Source organism: Neochlamydia sp. S13, from assembly GCF_000648235.2.
GTDB lineage: Bacteria > Chlamydiota > Chlamydiia > Chlamydiales > Parachlamydiaceae > Neochlamydia.
This window is the reverse complement of record NZ_AP017977.1, coordinates 669,495-687,612: the sequence shown is the minus strand read 5'-3', so window position 1 is coordinate 687,612 and position 18,118 is coordinate 669,495. Positions and strand designations below refer to the sequence as shown.

Below are 18,118 nucleotides of genomic sequence, written 5' to 3'. Positions count from 1 at the left end.
AAAAACGTCGATGTCAATTTTCATAGTCTAACTCAATCTCAAGTTCAATCCCATTGCTACACATAATGAAACAAGCGTGTGCCATTTAGGATTACCGGCTCCTGAAAGGGTTTTGTAGAGGCTTTCACGGCCTACATGAGCTTTTTTAGCCAATGTGCCAACGCCGCCTTGAGCTTCTGCGACGTTACGTAGAGCCATTAAGAAAAGATGTTGTGATTCCTCATCGCCTTTAAGGCTTTCTTCTAGCGCAGCATTTAGGTATGCAACAGCTTCATCGTGATCCTTTAAGTGCTTAAGCAGAAATTCTTGATATTTTCACTTCTTGCCATGATCTAACTCTCTTGATTGATAATCTTTTGCTTTAGCTATATCCCTTTCTTGGGAGCTTTTATCACCGCCACAAAGAAGCATAATGACTTCATTTCCAATCTTTCCGTAATAAATTCTAATTTCGGATCTGTAATGAATCCTAAGCTCGCAAACCCCTTCTCGTAAGGTTTTGCAATCGCCGAAGCTTCCAAAGCCTTAAGCGATCAAGCCGTGTTAGGACTTTGGCCCGTGTATGGATTTCTTTGATATCCTTGATCCAGATTTCAAAGGGTCGCTTACCATTTGCTGTTTCGTATAATTCGATTTCTATTCCTTCCATATATCGTTATTGTAACTTATGGGATACATTTTCAAGAATCTTTTAAGCAACTAATACGAATTAGTACTTTTTTACGCAAGTTTTTGAGCAAGTTCTTCTTACCTCACCTTTCCAGTACTTTTTGGCGATCTGCCTGCATAAAATCCATTTTTGCCTATCCTCACTCACTATTTTCTATGGTCTCTTTGAAATAAAACGCAGGACAACCAATAAATTAATAAATAAAAAAATTAAAGCAAAAACACTGCTTTGAGAGAGGCAGCTCTATACACTCGGTCGTAAGGGTTAGAATGGATAACTTAAGCTCTCTCCCAGCGCCTTTGTTTGGACATTAATGATTAATTTATTTTACTTAAGGTTAGCCAGCCTTAATCTAAGACTCTCTATACAAAAAAATTTTTAAATAGAAAAACAAACTATCATTGCTTACAATCTTTTTAGCTTCCTACGTTAGATAAAAATTTATAAATTGAGGAATGTATGATTTTAACGACTCTCTTGGCTAGCCTTGCTTTGCTCACAAGTAGCAACTACAACGAACTTAAAGAAGATGATAATTTATTAATAAAGGCCTTGCAAAAACAACAAATAGAAGCTCAGCCAGTGATTTGGGATGATCCTCAAAACAATTGGAAAGACTATCAAGCGGTGTTAGTTTTTTCTACTTGGGACTATCATACCGATAAGTTTAACTTTTTCTTGCAAACCTTAAGCGAGATTGAAAAACAAAGAATCCCACTTTTTAACCCCCTTGGCACCATCCGTTGGAATGCTTCAAAAGTTTATTTAAAAAAGCTAGCAGAGAAAGGAGTTAAGGTCATTGATAGTATTTATTTATCCTCTAAAGATTTAAAAAATTTACCCAACCTTTTAGAAAAATATGGATGGGAAGAATGCGTGATAAAACCTAGTATCTCTGCTAGTGGAGATCACACTTTTAGGTTTAATTCTTCTACTGTTCAAAAAATGCAAGATCACTTTAAAGATTATCCTTATGACTTAATAGTTCAACCTTTTATGAAAGAAATCATGACAGAAGGCGAGTGGTCCTTTATCTTCTTCGAAAAAGAGTTTATCCAATGCGTGTTAAAAAAACCGGCAGATGGGCAATTTTTAGTGCAAAGCGCACATGGAGGCTCCGTTCAACCGGTCACCCCACCTGATTGGATGATCAACGAAGTCAAAAAAATTCTCCTTGCTACTGAACAACCTTATTTACATGCTAGGGTAGACGTGATCAAGAAAGGTTCTGCGTTAGCCGTGGTGGAAGTAGAAATGATTGAGCCCTCACTTTTCCTTAGCTATTTTCCTGGCTCTGCCGATAAGTTGGCTCAAAAAATTAAAGAGAGGCTCTCAGCTAGCTTAACGCCCCTTGAACCTCGGTCCAAAGGGAGGGCTTCTTTGTAACTCCTGCATTAAGAAACAAGTGGAGTGACTATACTCAATTTAAAGTAGAGAGTGCCGCCACCCGCTTGTTTGCAAGTATAAGAACTCCTAAGGTGAATCATCCAGCAGATGCACAACTCCATGGTTTCCACAGGATTTTACCTTCAAAGGCAAGACAAAGAGGATAACCCTAAAGTTGATCTCATGGGAGAACTTAAAACTCATCCTTTTGGGATGAGGTTTTCGCGCTCCCTCTACTCGCAGGCCTTTATTATTAATTTGATTTGAGAATTTACTTAGGATCTTTAGCGCTCTTATCTTTTAAGCTTCCCTTCTTAAAGATGGATTAAAGTCGGCCATTTCCTTTCCTGGTTAGAAAGCCATAAACTTAGGAGAGAAAAAACTTCCCCGACTCTCCCATAAGCATACCACAACTTTAGGTGCTTAAGGCTTGGGAAAGGCTTCAGCTATTTTGATAACTTACCTACTCCCTGTACCAAGCTAAAAAAAATTTTAAAAAACCTTTCTCTTTGCTCTTCGTGGCTTTTACTCTTTATATTTTAGGAGCTTTTTAGTCTTGTTAACAGCTCCCGCGCAAAGAAAGAAGAATGCTTATGCTTAAAAAAACTTTGCCAACCATAAAGTTTAAGGATACAAACTGTCTTTTACTAAATTTTAATAAGGAGGATAATTGAATGAGAAAAGGTATGGAAGAAGGAGGAGGCAACCATGTTTGTAGCAGCTTATCATACAATCGAGGAGCTAAACGCCCTGGCAAAGAGGCAACCATCTGCTAGATACAGCCACCCATTAAGAGCCATAGCCATGGCAATGGAAGGAAAAAGCGCTTATCAGATAGGAAAAGCTCTGGGATATAGTACAAGTACTATTCAGAAATGGGTACGACGATATAATCATCACCACTTGGAAAGATTACAAGACAATCGGCCTATGACTACCGAAAGAAAAAGAGCTGTAATGCCCCAGCAAAAAAAAGCATTTTCAGGACGGGCAGAAAGAAGACCTAGCGCTCAAGGGTCGAGCAGTCTTTCTCCCCTGGATGACCTTCCATTCACCGTCAAAGAAGAGCTTGATAAAAGCTTGGCTTTGCCTGAAGGGTCGAAAATTTTAGGTTACCCTCATTATACCACTTTAACATCCCGCATTCCGGGCTATCAAGCCAATAAAAAGGAATATACAGGTTTTAAAAAAGTCCCAGAAGCCATCGAGGCTTTAAGTAATCAATTTCCTAAGCACAAGATCGAAATTTGGTTTGAAGATGAAGCCAAGCTAGGCCCCCCTCCCGCCTATCGCCAGGGAGCAGCGAAAAAAGGAAAGCGGCCAAAAGTGCCTAAGCCAATAGCCTATCCTACCCTCTATATAGCGACAGCTATTTGTCCAGCTTTAGGAAAAGCAGAAGGACTCATTTTTCCTTTCTTAAATAGCAAAGCCATTGAGTATCTTCTCGAACAAATTAATCAATCCCTGCCAGTTTCTTCTCATGCCTTACTGATTTTGGACCGAGCCCGCTATCACGTTTGTAAAAAGCTTAGAATTCCTCCTAAGGTTCACCTTTTCTTCTTATCTCCTCCTTGCCCTAAAGCTCCCTCCTCTTAAAAAACTAGGGCCTTATAGGCGTAGTCTTTTTCGTTCTTATCGCGCCTATCAGGCTTACAAAGAACTAAAAAAAGGAGGAGGGCTTTTTAGAAGAATGTTTGCCTAGTAAGGAGAAAAAATAAAAAAAACTGATAAGCTATCCCTTAGATCCAACTATCTAAGGATTGAGCTAAAAGCGTTAAATAAAGCTCTAGGAGCTGCCAGGTCTTCCAGAGATACATTTAACTTTGATTTAAACACTTAGAGAAGATTCATTAACGATAGGAGAAGCAGCAGTATGAGGAGAAACTTCACTGTCAACGATGGTGGCTACACATGAGTCCGACCAAACATTCAGGGCTGTTTCCACCATATCAATAAGAGTGTAGAAAGGTAAAATCACTCCTAATATGTTAAGAGGAACATTCAAAGTGGCTAAAAAAGCGCTCGAAAGAAAATAGCAGCCCATAGGGACCCCTGCATTTCCTACGGCAGCAATAGTAGCAAGAAAAACCCATAGGATCATTTCTAAAGGTGTATAGGTCATGCCATTACTCATCGATACAAAAAGAACAGTAGTAAGGATGAAAGCGGCACAACCGTTCATGTTGATAGTCGTACATAGGGGAAAAGCAAAGCTCGCTACACGACGAGAAACTCCCACTCTTTCTTCGGCACATTTCATAGCCATCGGTAAGGCGGCATTAGAAGATTTGGTGAAGAAGGCAATAGATAAAGCTGGCAACATGCCTTTCACTGTCCTTAAAGGAGAAATTTTTTTAAATTTTAAAAGAAGAGGTAATACAATAATTCCCTGCACTAGGTTAGCTAAAATGACTACGGCTAAATAGAGAGCTAAACTTTCGATTTCTAGCCCTTCGTGTAAATCACGCATGAAAAGGGTAATGAACGCCCAGATGGCCAAGGGCATGAGCTTGATAATCCATGTTGTCATCTTCATCATTGCAGCATAGAGGCTTGAGAAAAAAGCATGTAGGATATGGCGATTTTCAGCAGGAAGAGCAATGATGGAAAGGCTGAATAAAAGAGCAATAAACAGCACGCCTATTACATTGTTATCATTAAAAGGCCTGATAACATTGGAAGGAATAATTTGCTGGAGATACTGCACATAACTTCCCTGCTTTTCCATCGGGGCTACCGATTCAAAATTTATTTCCTGAAGATGAGTGCGCACAGGATCGATAACTACAAATAAAATTAAAGCAGTAGAAGCCGCAATAACTGTTGTTAGCAACGTGTATTTTAAAACTTTTTGGCCTAAAACTTTTAGCTCACGCGCACTTTCCATCCCTGATGAAGTTGAGACAATGGAAAGAAAAATGATAGGCAAACTGACCAATTTAAGGAGATTAATAAATACGGCTGAAAAGCTTTCGGCCACGGTATTTACCATTTCATTATTCATGTACCCAGTGATAAGGCCACAGCAAACAGCTACAAAAAGTAAAAAAGTGGTGTTCAGGCGGATAGATTTATTTAACAGAGCATTCATAAAAACCCTATCTATAGGCGTAAAAAAAGTAGATAGAAGAATAAATTATTGGGGCATATATAGCACACTATTTTTAAACAAAAAGGTTAACTTTTCTTTTTATCTAATCAAGTGGAGGACAAAATGTGGCGCTGGATAGACCTACAAAAGTTGCTCATCGCGAGCAATTGCTCAAGCTAAAATTTATTTAAGGTTAATAAATAATTGAAAAAAGAGGAGAAAGATTCAAGGCCAAATCTTTGAGCCTATACGTAGTAAAGTTGCTCCCTCGCGAATGGCTAGTTTATAATCTTGGGACATTCCCATAGATAGATGAGGTAATTGATTAGAAGGTTTATAATCTTTTAACAAAGCTTCTTTTAACCGACGTAGCCTTTCAAAACTTTTAGCTATAATTTTCTCATTATCGGTCAAAGGAGCCATTGTCATTAATCCTTGCACATCAAGGTGGGGCAAAGAAAGAAAATCATTAAAATTTCGATAGCATTCCTCGCAAGTCATCCCTTGCTTAGATTGTTCTTGAGAGGTGTTTACTTGAAGTAAAATAGCTGTAATTAAATTTAATTGCTTAGACACCTCTGCTATTTTGTTAGCTAGGTCCAAAGAATCTACCGAATGAATCAAAACAAAAGGGCCCACTGCTTTACTTACTTTGTTTTTTTGTAAGGGCCCGATGAAGTGCCAATGGCAGTCAGAAGGAGCTTGTTTTATCTTAGGTAAAGCTTCTTGAATTCTATTCTCTCCAAAATTTCGACACCCTTCTTGATAAAGGGGAAAAATAAATTCCCAAGGTTGTTTTTTAGAGACCGCAATTAGTTTAATGTCTTCAATCTTTCTATTACAGGCGTGGGCTGTTTCCGCAATTTCTTGTTGTAAGGCTCGGTAATTATCAAGAATAGACATAGTTAAAATCTAAAACCCTTAGGGGGATTTAAAACTTCATGGATGACAATGAGATCTTTCTTAGTAGGAAGATGATGAATTAAACTTTTAATGCGAGAAGAGCGCTTATAAATCAAAGAAGGAGCAGATTTGCTTTCACGAAAGCCTTGGCTTAAAAGATGGTCACCATAATCCCCTTCATATTTATTTTTGCTATTCATATTAAATTGGCGTTCTTCAATCTGATTGCGCACCTGAAAGCCATCTAAATTTGACTTAAATTTATTTTCCTCTTTAGAAGTTTTCTTTTTGTAAGCAGGTTGATGATAGATTGTCTTCTTTTTATACTCAGCTGGTAGGCTCGCTGGCTTTAAATTTTTTGGGGAGGGAGGAGTAAAATTTTTGCTTTTTTCCATATCGGCATTCAAAGAATGAAGAAAATCTTGCAATCTTTTAGCTTGTAGAGGATCATCATCTTGGATGCTTGCAAGTTTTTTAGACCTTTTATTAGGCTGAACAAGCTTAATGAGCATATAGAGCATGGCTGCTACACTCACTAAGAAACCTATCGTATCGATAATATGCATCTTATTTTTCCCTATTCAAAGCTGTTAATGAGAGGGCTGAGAACAAAACTTTCTTAAAATTTTTATTCTTCCTTCTATAAGCTTACTTTTACTCATGAAAGCAGCTTGAAGGCCTTATTTTTCTATTAACTTAGCAATTAAGGCCTATCAAGCTTATAGCTTATTTTTTTCTATCGTCACTTTCTTCGGCAATAGATTTACGCATTTTAGTATCGGCAAGAATATTTTCATAACGGGTAAAATCCATAATGCCTATGTGCCCTGAGCGAAAAGATTCGGCAATCGCCATAGGAATAGAAGACTGAGCCTCAATTAGCTTAGCTTCCATGTCTTTAACTTTAGCCATATTTTCCTGTTCCATCGCAGCGGCCATTGCTCGCCTTTTTTCTGCTTCAGCTTGGAAGATACGTTTATCGGATTCTGCTTTATCGGCACGCAGCTTGGCACCAATATTTTCGCCTAAGTTCATCTCAACAATATCAATAGAAAGAATAACAAAAGCTGTAGAAGAATCAAGTCCTTTTTCTAAAACCACTTGGGAAATTTTATGAGGCGATTCAAGGACATGTAGATGGGTTTCAGAACTACCAATAGCAGTTACAATCCCTTCACCCACACGAGCAATAATCGTCTCTTCAGTAGCGCCGCCTACTAATTGCGCAATGTTTGTTCTTACGGTCACACGAGCTCGGACATTAATTTGAATGCCATCTTTAGCTACGCCTGTGATGTAGCCCCCATGGCTAGGACAGTCAATTACTTTGGGATTTACAGAGGTCTGCACCGCATCGCGAAGGTCTCTTCCTGCTAAATCAATCGCTGTTGCGCGACGCCAATCGAGCTGAATATTGGCTTTATCTGCAGCTATAAGAGCCGTAGCTACCTCAGAAACATGGCCTCCAGCTAGATAGTGTGTTTCCAAGTCTGAGACAGTCACTTGCTTTAACCCTGCTTTGAATAGATTAATGCGCGCATTGACGATGACTCGTAGAGGGATTTTACGCAAACTCATACCGATTAGATTAAACAAAGGGATCGGAGTACCCGAGACAAAAGCTTGAAACCAAAAACTAAGAAATTTTCCTAGAATGCTTAAAATAATAAGAGAAGCCAATGCAAGAAGAATCAGCAAAAAATATAATTCTGAGCTTAAATGCAAGGCCAATAGTTGATGAGTCATGTTTTATTCCTTTCTAACAATTAAATTAGATTCATTACCGCCAATCACAAGAACTTTAGTACCTTTGGAGAGATACCCTTCCTGAGAAATAGCAGGTTGCTGTTTGCCTTCTACGATAATAAAGCCCCCAGGTTTTAAATCTGTCAACACGATGGCTGACTTACCGATTGTGGAAGCATCATAATCGACAGCACGGTAACCATCTTGAGTATCTGCAGAGTAAATGCTATGCTGAGGCTTTTCGGTACGAATGCGCCAGAGAGCAAATTTAATTAAAAAAGCAAGAGCCACGCCACTCCCTATCACATATAAGATAACCAATAGAAAAGATTCTGTTTGCCTAGCAAACATGCTAAAGCTGGCTAATATGCAAATACCCCCGACAATCCCCATTAGGGCACCTGGCAGATAAAACTCTATAAATATTAATATAAAACCTAGCACTAAAAAAATTAAAGGACTCATTAAGTTAGCTCCTTATTTGAAGAGTCAATCGCATGGTTCGCAATAGGAGTGCTTTTCGCTTTTACAATAGCCATTCTTTCCACCTTTTTTCAATAAAATTGCTCCTAATTCCCCTCTCATATGATGCATTCTTTAGGCCTACTATCCCAGGAGGATAATAAATTATTTTACCAAAAATTTTCCGGCTTTGAAGCAGATCCATATTTATCTTCATAGTCTTGAAGAGCTAGTTCAATCACCTGATGAGCTTCTTTAACATCATAGAGGTGGGTGATTTGGACGGTGCCATTAGTTTTTTCGGGGAAATCTTTATAGGTTAAAAAATAATGACGAAGCCTTTCAATCAAACGTTGCGGACATTCATCAATGTTTTGAAGGTTGCCATAAACTAAATCGTCTGCCATCACAGCAATAATTTTATCATCCGCCTCATTTCCATCAATTAATCGAAATCCGCCAATAGGAATGGCTTTTAAAATAATGTCTCCTCGAGGAATGACTTTCTCGGTGAATACGCAGATATCTAAAGGATCTCCATCGCCTTGGATATTTTTAAGACCCGTTTTTTGCATACAATAACTCGCTAAGTGATGGCCGCAATAGGTCTTAGGCAGCAATCCATACAAGCTTGGACATACACTTGAATACTTTTGAGGCCTATCAACTTTTAGGATCCCCGTTTCTTTATCAAGCTCATATTTTATCGTATCCGTAGGCACGATTTCAATGTAACAATTAACAATTTGAGGCATCAAGGGCCCTAAAGAAAGGCCATGCCAGGGATGAGAACGATAGATCATGTTTGCCATGCCAATTCCCCATTTTTTTACTTTATTTTACTCTATACCATGATAGATATTTAACCTGCTCCTTAAAAATTGCTAGAGCAAAGACTAAGGAGATTGCCTTGTGGCTGCTTTATAGTTTTAGAGCCGATTACTCATACATTTAGCTAAATAAAAGACCCTGATGATTTGCTTCTTCAAAAAAACAAAAATTTCTTTTATATTGTTTGGAAACTAGTCATTGCACTATAAGACTTCTTTTAAATTATTTGAGGGATAAACATATGGATAATCAACGTAATTGGTGGCAATTATCAAGTATTCAAATAGGTGGCGTTATCTGCTTGCCTGTAATCGTTATTGGACAAACACTTTATCAAACTTATGGCTTTGCCTCTTCTATTGCAGCTATCCTCTTAGGAAATGCTATTTTGCTTCTTTTAGGCCTAGCTACGACGAAAATGAGCTGCGAAAAAAGAAAGACTACCCCTTTAAATGCTACCGAATATTTTGGGGAAACAGGAGTGACTTTTTTTGCCTTAACGATGTGTGTATCGCTAGTCGGATGGTTTGCTATCCAGCTCAATATGATGAGCCTAAGTGTATTTGACTTATTAGCTCTGGATAAAAACCAGGCTTTACCTGGTGTGCTATCCAATCTTATGCTCGGCAGTTTAATTACTGTGGCTGCCCTTTATGGGATTAAGTCTATTAATTTTCTATCTAATCTTAGCCTCCCTCTTTTAATCATTACTTTAGGCTATGCTTTCTTCACTGTTGAGGACGCCCCTCCATCGGCTCCTTCTGTACCTCTTTCTTTTGCAGGCATCTCGATGGTTATCGCTTTAGCTATCGCCTTTGTGATCGATTTACCTACCTATTATCGACATGCTAAAACAAGTAAAGATGGGTTTATCAGCATTTCTATCATTTTCGTGCTTGCTCTCCCTATTTTAGAAATTATAGGCGTCTACTTAGCTGCCGGAAGCTCGGGAGGAACAATCTTAGATGTTTTAAAACGATCCAATGGAAATTTTTGGAATCTATGGGTGGCTTTATTTCTTATCCTAGCAGGATGGACCACAAATAACATTAATCTATACTCAGGTGCCGTTTGCTTAGAGCCCCTCTTAAAAATCAAATCAGAAAAGTTAAGAACTCTACTTTTTGGAGGGGTAGGTACCTTCCTGTCTTGTTTCAATTTTCTCAATCATCTTATCATTGTTTTAGATGTGATGGGAATTTTTGTCGCTAGTATGGGCAGTGTGATTATTACCCGCTATCTCATTGAACAAGTAAAAAAGCTTCCCGTGACCTCCAACGATTATCCCTGTCACTTTCTTGCTTGGATGTTGGGATTAGCGATGGGCTTTTCTAGTCTGAATGGAGTTTCTTTAACCTCTATTCCCGTTTTAGATGCCACTATTGGCTCATCTTTAGGTACATTTTTTGTTTTAATTCAAAGGAAATATAGTGAAAAAGCTAACATTGCAAAACTTAGATGACTTAGCCATTGGAAGCGCGATTTTAGGATCGGGAGGTGGAGGCGATTCTACTTATGCTTACATGATGGCCCGCTATGAGATGGAAAAAAAAGCTTCCCTTTCAATTCTTAACTACGCCGATTTAAAGCCTGAGGCTCTTGTTATCCCCATAGGTTTTATGGGAGCCCCAACTGTTGAAATGGAAAAAATTGTTACCGGACGCGATTATGTCGAACTATTTAAGATTGTAGAAAAAAACTTAAATAAAAAGATTACCGCTATCATGCCTTTTGAGATTGGGGGTCACAATGCGTTTACCCCTATTATCACCGGTCTTCAGATGGGATTGCCTGTACTGGATGCTGATATGATGGGACGGGCCTTCCCTGAAGCTCAGATGAGTTCCGGTCACCTTTATGGGGTTTCTCCTAATCCTGGCTTTATTAGTGATAGCCTAGACAACGCCGTGGTTATCCACGCTAAAAACACCTTTGCTTTAGAAAAAATTGGACGTAGCGCTACCATTGCGATGGGATCAATAGCCGCCTTTGCGTTTTATCCTATTACCGGCGCTAAGGCCCGTGAATGCACGGTACCTAATAGCATCTCACGCGCTATTAACCTAGGAAAAGCTCACCGCTCGGCAAAAGAAAAAGGAGAAGATCCTTTAGAAGCTATTTTAAACCATTGCAAAGGTATTCTTATTGGCTCGGGAAAAATTACTGATATAGATCGCGAAATCTCCAAAGGTTTTCTTCAAGGGTCGATTACCATTCAGAATTCCAAAGATAAAATAGAGCTTATTTTTCAAAATGAATATCTATTAGCAAAAATTAATAGTAAGATCATTGCTACCACTCCTGATATCTTAATGCTGCTAGAGCAAGAAACAGGAGCTCCTATTACCAGTGAATTACTCCAATATGGCCTAAGGGTTAATTTAATAGCACTTCCAGCTCCAGAAATTTGGACCACCCCGCAAGGGCTTGCCTTGGTGGGTCCTAGAAAATTTGGCTATGAGACCGATTATAAACCCATTCATAAAGCACGTCAAAAAAGTAGCGTGCTAAGTATTACCACATGAAAATAAATCAAAAATATAAAATCGGCATTGACATTGGTGGAACTAACACAGATGTAGTGCTTTTAGACTCGGATAACGAGGTGATTGCCTGTGCAAAAACTGCTACCACTCCCGACTTAAATACAGGCATTAAAACAGCTTTAAAGCAAATCCTTGATGAAGCCTCTATTATCCGTGAAGATATTACGGGGATATTTTTAGGAACTACCCAGGTAGCCAATGCCATTCACCAACAGGATAATCTTTACCGCGTAGGAGTGATTCGCATTGCTGGGCATCATCCCCAATCGCTACCTAGTTGTTTACTATGGCCTCCTGCGCTTAAAAAAAGCATGTATGTAGATACCATTACTATTAATGGAGGCTTTGAATGCCATGGCGATCCTATCACGCCTATCAATCCTGCTGAGATTAGATCGGCTTTAAAAGAGTTGTTGAAAAAAAACATTGAAAGCTTAGCAGTTATTGGGGTCTATGCCTCATTAAATTCTCATCACGAGCTGCTGGTAAAAGAAATTGCGCAAGAGATGACGCAAGGAGAACTGCCTATCTCTCTTTCCCATCAAATTGGGGGAGCAGGCTTTATTGAACGCGAAAACTCCACCATTTTAAATGCTGCTTTAAAACAAGTCATGCCTACGGCGTTTAAAAATTTAGTGGCCATTTGTGGAGATCTGGGAATCGCTTGCCCTCTTTGGATTACACAAAACGATGGAAGTGTAGCGGACTTGGCAAACGCTAATGAATATCCTATCTTTACCATCTCAGCAGGCCCTACCAATTCATTTATTGGAGGCTCACGTCTAGCCCAAAAAGAAGATGCTATTGTTATTGATATTGGTGGCACCTCCACGGATATTGGAATCGTTCGTAAAGGCATTCCACGCCGCTGTTTTAATAATTCATGCATAGGGGGAGTGACTCTAAATTTTCCTATGCCTGATGTATATTCTATAGCTTTAGGAGGAGGCAGCCAGATTCAAATTACCCAAGAGAAAATTCATATTGGCCCTAAAAGCTGCGGCAATAAAACTTTCTCGCAATCACTCAGCTTTGGGGGAAAGCAATTGACTCTGACAGATATCGCCCTAGCTTTAGGCTATGTAGATATTGCTGGAGCCCGCCCCCAAAACGTATCCTTGCCTAGGAAAGGTTGTAAAGCAGTTATCGATGAAGTGGTCAAACAAATTTATGAGCTTATCTCAAAAATTGGGCCTGAAGAACGTTCCCTGCCTGTGATTATGATTGGAGGGGGCTCTGCTTTATTGCCGCAACATCTTTTTGACGGGCGCTTTATTATTCCTCCCTATGCTCATTATGCGAATGCATTTGGTGCTGCCCTTGCTACGATTTCGGCCACTATTGATACTGTCGTTTCTTTAGAACATCGCCAGGAGACCTTAGAAGAGCTACAGCAACAAGCTATTCAAGCTGCTATCCAAAAAGGCGCTGATTTTAAAACAGTTAGCATTGTAGATATAGAGATTTTACCTTATCACTATATACCTAATCGAATGGCTAGAGTCATTGTAAAAGCATCAGGCAATCAACCCAGGGCCATTTAGAGTAAAAAAAGCAAAAAGTTTCCTTGCCTCTTCCTATTTTTAAGAGCAAGGCATCTCTTTTTTTAAAAATTCTAAAATAAGATCGCGTGTTTTGATTAAATTTTCTTCCCTGTGCGCTTGCGAGATAAACCATGCTTCAATGTGCAAGGGAGGAATGTAGATGCCTTTTGCAAATAAATAGCGGAAGAAACGAGCAAACATTTCGTTATCCAACTGCTTGGTATCACCAAAATGCGTAACTTTTTTAGAACCAAAAAACAGAGTAAACATGGAACCTGCCTGCTGAATGCAAGCCTGCTTACCTGTGCTTAAAAGATATTCCTGGATAGGCTGAGTGATGAGATTAGTTTTACGTAATAGCTCTTCATAAAAACCCTCTTGATTTAAGAGCTTTAGGGCTTGTAAGCCTGCTTCCATAGCTACAGGATTTCCGGATAATGTTCCCGCTTGATAAACAGGCCCTAAGGGAGCCAAGCAATCCATAATATCACGGCGTCCTCCAAAAGCAGCGGCAGGAAAGCCCCCTCCAATAATTTTCCCAAAAGTAGTCAGATCAGGACGAACCCCATACAAGCCTTGCGCTCCCTTTAATCCCACTCGAAAACCTGTCATGACTTCATCAAAAATTAATAAAGCGCCTGTGGCAGAAGTTTCTTGGCGTAGCATATGGATAAATTCCTGCGTAGCAGGCACCACACCCATATTACCTGCAACCGGTTCTAAAATCACAGCAGCAATACGTTCCCGGTTTTTAGGGTCACGCATCACTTGGCGGCACCCCTCTATGTCATTATATGGCAAGCAGATTGTATAACGAACGACCTCGGGAGGGATACCTTGTGATGAAGCTTGGGGTAGGAAGCCTGCCACCCCTGAACCAGCTTGTACAAGAAAGAAATCTGCATGGCCATGATAGTTTCCTGCAAACTTAATAATTAACTCGCGTTGGGTGTAGCCCCTTGCTAGACGAATAGCGCTCATTGTCGCTTCTGTACCTGAAGAGACAAAGCGAATTTTATCAATCGATTCCATGAGCGTAATGACATAGCGAGCAAGCTTTTCTTCGATCGAAGTCGTAATGCCAAAAGTAGAGCCTAAGGCCATGCGTTTTTGCGCAGCTTCTATAATTTGAGGATGTGCATGGCCGTGAATGAGAGCTCCCCACGAACCGCAGTAGTCGATATAGGCATGCCCATCAGCATCATAGAGAAGATCTTGCCAAGCGCGTTCAGCCACTAAAGGAGGCTGATGCATATTTTGACAAGAACGCACAGGAGAATTGACTCCTCCTGGAATTACTTCACAAAGACGTCTATAAATTTCTAGACTTTTTGGGCGAGCAAGCATTTCTTACACCTTAGATGAGTAAGAAAAAAGCATAAGTGATCGTAAATTTGTTGAGAAGTTTTAAAACCTGCCGAGAAACTTATGCTCCTCTGGAAAGATAAGCCTATGATCTACGAACAGAAGGATAGAGCACCCAATCACCAGGCTAGAAGCCAGAGAGGCTAATTTACCCTAGTTAAATACGGCTGGAACAAAATCCCCTCTATCCTTCGCTAGAGACTCTTCCTTTATTTCTCTTTTTTAGAGATTCCATTAGCCTCATGAGCCTCTTCAAGAGCGGCATAAAACTTTGTGCAGGCAACCACAGCCTGCAAGTTAGGAGCAAGTTCTTTAACCTTCTCTTCCCCTTGCCCTTCTAAACCCTCTAAATCTAAGTGAGTTAAATTTTTTAATTCTTCAAGAGGCAGGCTAATTCTTGTTTCCATTCCACAATAAGCCATAACAGTCTCGGGATCTTCTTCTCTCATAATTTGATAAGTGAGCTTATAAGAAAAGTGAGCGATCCCCTTTTGCACCTCAATATTAAGCTCTCCTCCAGGTGCTTGCCCATATGCGTACCGGTTATTCTTTTCATTTGTATTATTAAACTTTTCCATTTTCTGAATGAACTTGTGCAAGAGTCCCACGGTGCAGGATTGATGAAAAAAACGTCCCACTACTAAGGTTTCTTCTCTTCCTAAGACCTCATATATTTTTTCTCCACAATTTTTTACCTCCTCTGCGGTTTTTTCTGTACGGGGGTACATATTTCTACCGTTAATAACAAAATTATCAGCACGCGGTAAGTCTAAAGAAAATTGAGTAGGTAATTGGACTCCAACAGACAGGTCATCGAATTTTAAATCGCTAAGTTGATGATCTACTTCTCTGCCTACAATCATTTCACTAATATCTTTTAATGTTCTCTCGTCATTTTTAATTTTAAAAGAATTAAACTTTGCTAAGTCAGACGGCAAGCCTTGTCTATGGAAGAAATTTAAAACAGCCGCCTTGATCGATTTAATAAAGGAGAAAAGAGGCGAGCTTGCCGTAATAAGAGCCGCTTTAAATGCTAAACCGACCTTTTGCAAACCTGACCATATTCCCTTAAAAGAAAAGGAGTTGAATTGGCTCTTAGCAAAGTTATCGATATTTTTATTTTCTTGGGAGTCTAAAGAAGAGATTCTCTTACCTTTATATAAGCCATGCTCTTTGGAAGACATAAAGTTTGGTTTAGAAGGAACTTCTTGCCTTGTCGTAAAAGAGGGAGTAGATTTAATTGCCCGCTTATATATCCTTTTTACCAAAGGATTAGCGGTTGGGAGGGAAGTGCGTTGAAAAGATTTAGGCTTTTCAGTTGCCGCTGCTCGACTTGCGCTTGCCAGCTGATGAACCGCTTGATCAACCTTCCCTCTTTCCCCTATGAAAATAGCTTTGGGGGAGGAAGAAGTATTTTTAACCTCTTTATTTCCTTCTCTTGAAGGATAGGTAGATTGCCACTGAGGTAATCCATTAGAAACTGACATACATTTCCCCCATTAATATTATTAATTAATAATATTCATTATAATAATAATTAATTAAAAAGTCTAATTATTATATTAAATAAAAAAAATATCACTTTTTATTTTATAGCAAATAACATGCCATTCTATCCCTGCGTGCTTTTTTTCTGTATGGGCTATAAAAAATTCTTAAGAAGAATGATCAACAACTAGTTGATAGTCAATCCATTTTGCAAAAATAAATGACTCTTTTCTTGTTGAAAATTTAGAATCAAGCAATAATGCTTACCTTACTGCTGGATAAAAGAAAATTAGGACTTTAAAGCATGATCGCCTCTTTCTCCAAAATACTATGCCTGATCATGTTTATAGCGATTTTGAATCTTTCTTTGTATGCTGTCGAAGCTTATCAGGTAATTTTTCAAGGGGTTTCTCATCCGGAAACTCTCTCTTTACTTCAAACAATCTCTAAAACGGTAGAGCTGCAAAGCTCCCCTCCTTCTACTAATCGTGGCTTAAAAAGGCGTGCTGAAGCAGATCTGCCTCTTCTCATTAAGGCTCTTCATAGCCAAGCCTATTACCAGGCTAAAGTCAATGTGGAAGTTAACTTCAACAATCAGACAGCCCAAGTAGTTTTTAAGATCAATACCGGACCGGTCTACCCTTTGGCCAGCTTTGAAATCCTCCCTTCCGACCTTAAAAACGATCTAACCTCTCTTTATACGAATTGGAATAAAGAAGAGTTAGGCCTCACATTGGGTCGTCCCGCCTTTCCTAAAAGTATTCTTGATGCCGAAGAGCTTTTAATATTAAAGTTAGAAAGAGAGGGTTATCCACTAGCAAAAATTGTAGATCGCGAAGTGATTGCTGATCAATCCACGCACTCTATCTATGTTGTCCTCCGTGTCAATACAGGGCCTAAATGCTATTTTGGAGAAGTAAAGTTTTTAGGCCTCCAGCGGGTTTCTTCCGAATTTGTTAGTAAAAAGATTGCCTGGCATCTAGGAGATATTTATCATCCTACGCCGATTGAAAGAACTCATGGTGCCTTAGAAGCTACCGGCCTATTTAGCTCTATTTCCATTACTCACCTCGATAATGCTTCACAAGAGGGCTTACTTCCCATAGAAATAGAAGTCTTAGAAGGTAAACATCGTAGCATTGCGGCAGGTATAGGATATTCTACAGACGATGGCTTAGGGATCTTAGGTGAATGGGAACATCGAAACATTCGAGGTCGCGGGGAAAAGCTTAGCTTTAAAGCATTAATGGCTCAACGCCTCCAAGAAGGAACTTTAGCTTATGTTATCCCTGACTTTCAACGCTCAAACCAGGACCTTATCTGGCTGGCAGAATTTCAACGCCAAACGACTAAAGGTTTTCATGCTTCCTCATTCAGTGTTTCAGGTATTCTTGAAAGGCAGCTTAATGATTACACGCGCCTTTCGTATGGAGGAATGTTTAAACGTTTACGTGATACTCATTCTGATAACAACGGAAATTTTAATCTGTTCAAAATTCCTTTCCAGCTGCGTTGGAAAAAAACTAATAATATTTTAGATCCCACGCAGGGCCTGGCCCTCCATGTTAAAATCATCCCTTCTTTACAGATTCTTCATCCCAAATTTGCCTATTGCATTAACACTTTTACAGGTTTTATTTATCTTCCTCTTACCTCGGATAAACGCTTTGTTTTTGCTGCTAAAGGAACTTTTGGCTCGATATTTGGGAAAAAACGTCATACCATACCTCCTTCTGAACGCTTTTATGCAGGAAATGAAAATCTTTTGCGGGGTTATCATTTCATGACAGTTAGCCCTTTACATGATAATGAACCGATAGGCGGGCGTTCCATGATGATTTATTCTTTAGAAGGACGTTGGCGAGCCACAGAAACATGGGGAGGGGTAATTTTTTATGATTTTGGAAATGTTTTTAAGAATTATTTACCCCAATTTAACAAACAAATCTTGCAATCTGCTGGTATTGGATTAAGATATAACACCCCTGTAGGCCCTTTACGGATAGATCTTGCAATTCCTTTACACCGTAGATATCATATTGACGAGAAGTTTCAAGTCTATTTAAGCATTGGGCAGGCATTTTAA

General features: G+C 39.3%; 16 protein-coding genes. 6 read left to right on the top strand and 10 right to left on the bottom strand.

Annotated elements, in window-relative coordinates:
- Positions 1-27 precede the first annotated feature (27 nt).
- The gene (locus TY21_RS02655) at positions 28-300 is read right to left on the bottom strand and encodes an addiction module antidote protein (protein WP_042238938.1); all 273 of its coding nucleotides are present in this window, start codon (positions 298-300) and stop codon (positions 28-30) included.
- Positions 301-315: 15 nt separating this feature from the next.
- Positions 316-468, bottom strand: coding sequence for a hypothetical protein (locus TY21_RS11400; RefSeq protein WP_232044411.1), 153 nt, complete (start codon positions 466-468; stop codon positions 316-318).
- A gap of 661 nt (positions 469-1,129) precedes the next feature.
- Between TY21_RS11400 and TY21_RS02645 the strand changes: the two genes are divergently transcribed.
- Positions 1,130-2,056 carry a RimK family alpha-L-glutamate ligase gene (locus tag TY21_RS02645; protein ID WP_042238942.1) on the top strand — a complete coding sequence of 309 codons (927 nt, stop codon included), beginning with the start codon at positions 1,130-1,132 and terminating at the stop codon, positions 2,054-2,056.
- A 708-nt stretch (positions 2,057-2,764) separates the two neighbouring features.
- Positions 2,765-3,652: an IS630 family transposase gene (locus tag TY21_RS02640; RefSeq protein ID WP_079979812.1), complete on the top strand. Its 888-nt coding sequence runs from the start codon at positions 2,765-2,767 to the stop codon at positions 3,650-3,652.
- Between the two features lie 232 nt (positions 3,653-3,884).
- Here TY21_RS02640 and TY21_RS02635 read toward each other — a convergent pair whose 3' ends face one another.
- From TY21_RS02635 to TY21_RS02610, 6 genes are all read right to left on the bottom strand, one after another.
- Entirely contained in the window at positions 3,885-5,147 is a 1,263-nt protein-coding gene (locus tag TY21_RS02635) for a dicarboxylate/amino acid:cation symporter (RefSeq protein WP_042238952.1), read from the bottom strand.
- A gap of 225 nt (positions 5,148-5,372) precedes the next feature.
- A complete protein-coding gene (locus TY21_RS02630) occupies positions 5,373-6,050 on the bottom strand; it encodes a YggS family pyridoxal phosphate-dependent enzyme (protein WP_042238954.1) in 678 nt (225 codons plus the stop codon).
- A gap of 2 nt (positions 6,051-6,052) precedes the next feature.
- Positions 6,053-6,616, bottom strand: coding sequence for a hypothetical protein (locus tag TY21_RS02625; protein ID WP_042238958.1), 564 nt, complete (start codon positions 6,614-6,616; stop codon positions 6,053-6,055).
- Positions 6,617-6,776: 160 nt separating this feature from the next.
- A complete protein-coding gene (gene floA / locus TY21_RS02620) occupies positions 6,777-7,796 on the bottom strand; it encodes a flotillin-like protein FloA (protein ID WP_039385329.1) in 1,020 nt (339 codons plus the stop codon).
- A 3-nt stretch (positions 7,797-7,799) separates the two neighbouring features.
- On the bottom strand, positions 7,800-8,261 hold the full coding sequence (locus TY21_RS02615; RefSeq protein WP_042238962.1) for an NfeD family protein: 462 nt from the start codon (positions 8,259-8,261) through the stop codon (positions 7,800-7,802).
- A 167-nt stretch (positions 8,262-8,428) separates the two neighbouring features.
- Positions 8,429-9,070 (bottom strand): inorganic pyrophosphatase, encoded by a 642-nt coding sequence (locus TY21_RS02610; protein ID WP_042238964.1) that lies wholly within the window; start codon positions 9,068-9,070, stop codon positions 8,429-8,431.
- Between the two features lie 260 nt (positions 9,071-9,330).
- Here TY21_RS02610 and TY21_RS02605 point away from each other — a divergent pair, with 260 nt between their 5' ends.
- The 3 genes from TY21_RS02605 to TY21_RS02595 are packed head-to-tail and all read left to right on the top strand — an operon-like array spanning position 9,331 to position 13,179.
- Positions 9,331-10,551 carry a hypothetical protein gene (locus tag TY21_RS02605; RefSeq protein ID WP_042238967.1) on the top strand — a complete coding sequence of 407 codons (1,221 nt, stop codon included), beginning with the start codon at positions 9,331-9,333 and terminating at the stop codon, positions 10,549-10,551.
- The gene (locus tag TY21_RS02600) at positions 10,520-11,614 is read left to right on the top strand and encodes a DUF917 domain-containing protein (protein ID WP_039385338.1); all 1,095 of its coding nucleotides are present in this window, start codon (positions 10,520-10,522) and stop codon (positions 11,612-11,614) included. The genes TY21_RS02605 and TY21_RS02600 overlap by 32 nt, the downstream gene beginning before the upstream one ends.
- The gene (locus TY21_RS02595; protein ID WP_042238969.1) at positions 11,611-13,179 is read left to right on the top strand and encodes a hydantoinase/oxoprolinase family protein; all 1,569 of its coding nucleotides are present in this window, start codon (positions 11,611-11,613) and stop codon (positions 13,177-13,179) included. Before TY21_RS02600 ends, TY21_RS02595 begins: the two co-directional genes overlap by 4 nt.
- A gap of 39 nt (positions 13,180-13,218) precedes the next feature.
- Here the strand turns inward: TY21_RS02595 and hemL are convergent, their stop codons facing one another.
- Complete coding sequence (gene hemL / locus TY21_RS02590) at positions 13,219-14,526, bottom strand: glutamate-1-semialdehyde 2,1-aminomutase (protein WP_042238971.1); 1,308 nt, start codon at positions 14,524-14,526, stop codon at positions 13,219-13,221.
- A 227-nt stretch (positions 14,527-14,753) separates the two neighbouring features.
- Positions 14,754-16,031: a hypothetical protein gene (locus TY21_RS02585; protein ID WP_042238974.1), complete on the bottom strand. Its 1,278-nt coding sequence runs from the start codon at positions 16,029-16,031 to the stop codon at positions 14,754-14,756.
- 305 nt (positions 16,032-16,336) lie between these two features.
- Between TY21_RS02585 and TY21_RS02580 the strand changes: the two genes are divergently transcribed.
- Complete coding sequence (locus TY21_RS02580) at positions 16,337-18,118, top strand: autotransporter assembly complex family protein (RefSeq protein WP_042238976.1); 1,782 nt, start codon at positions 16,337-16,339, stop codon at positions 18,116-18,118.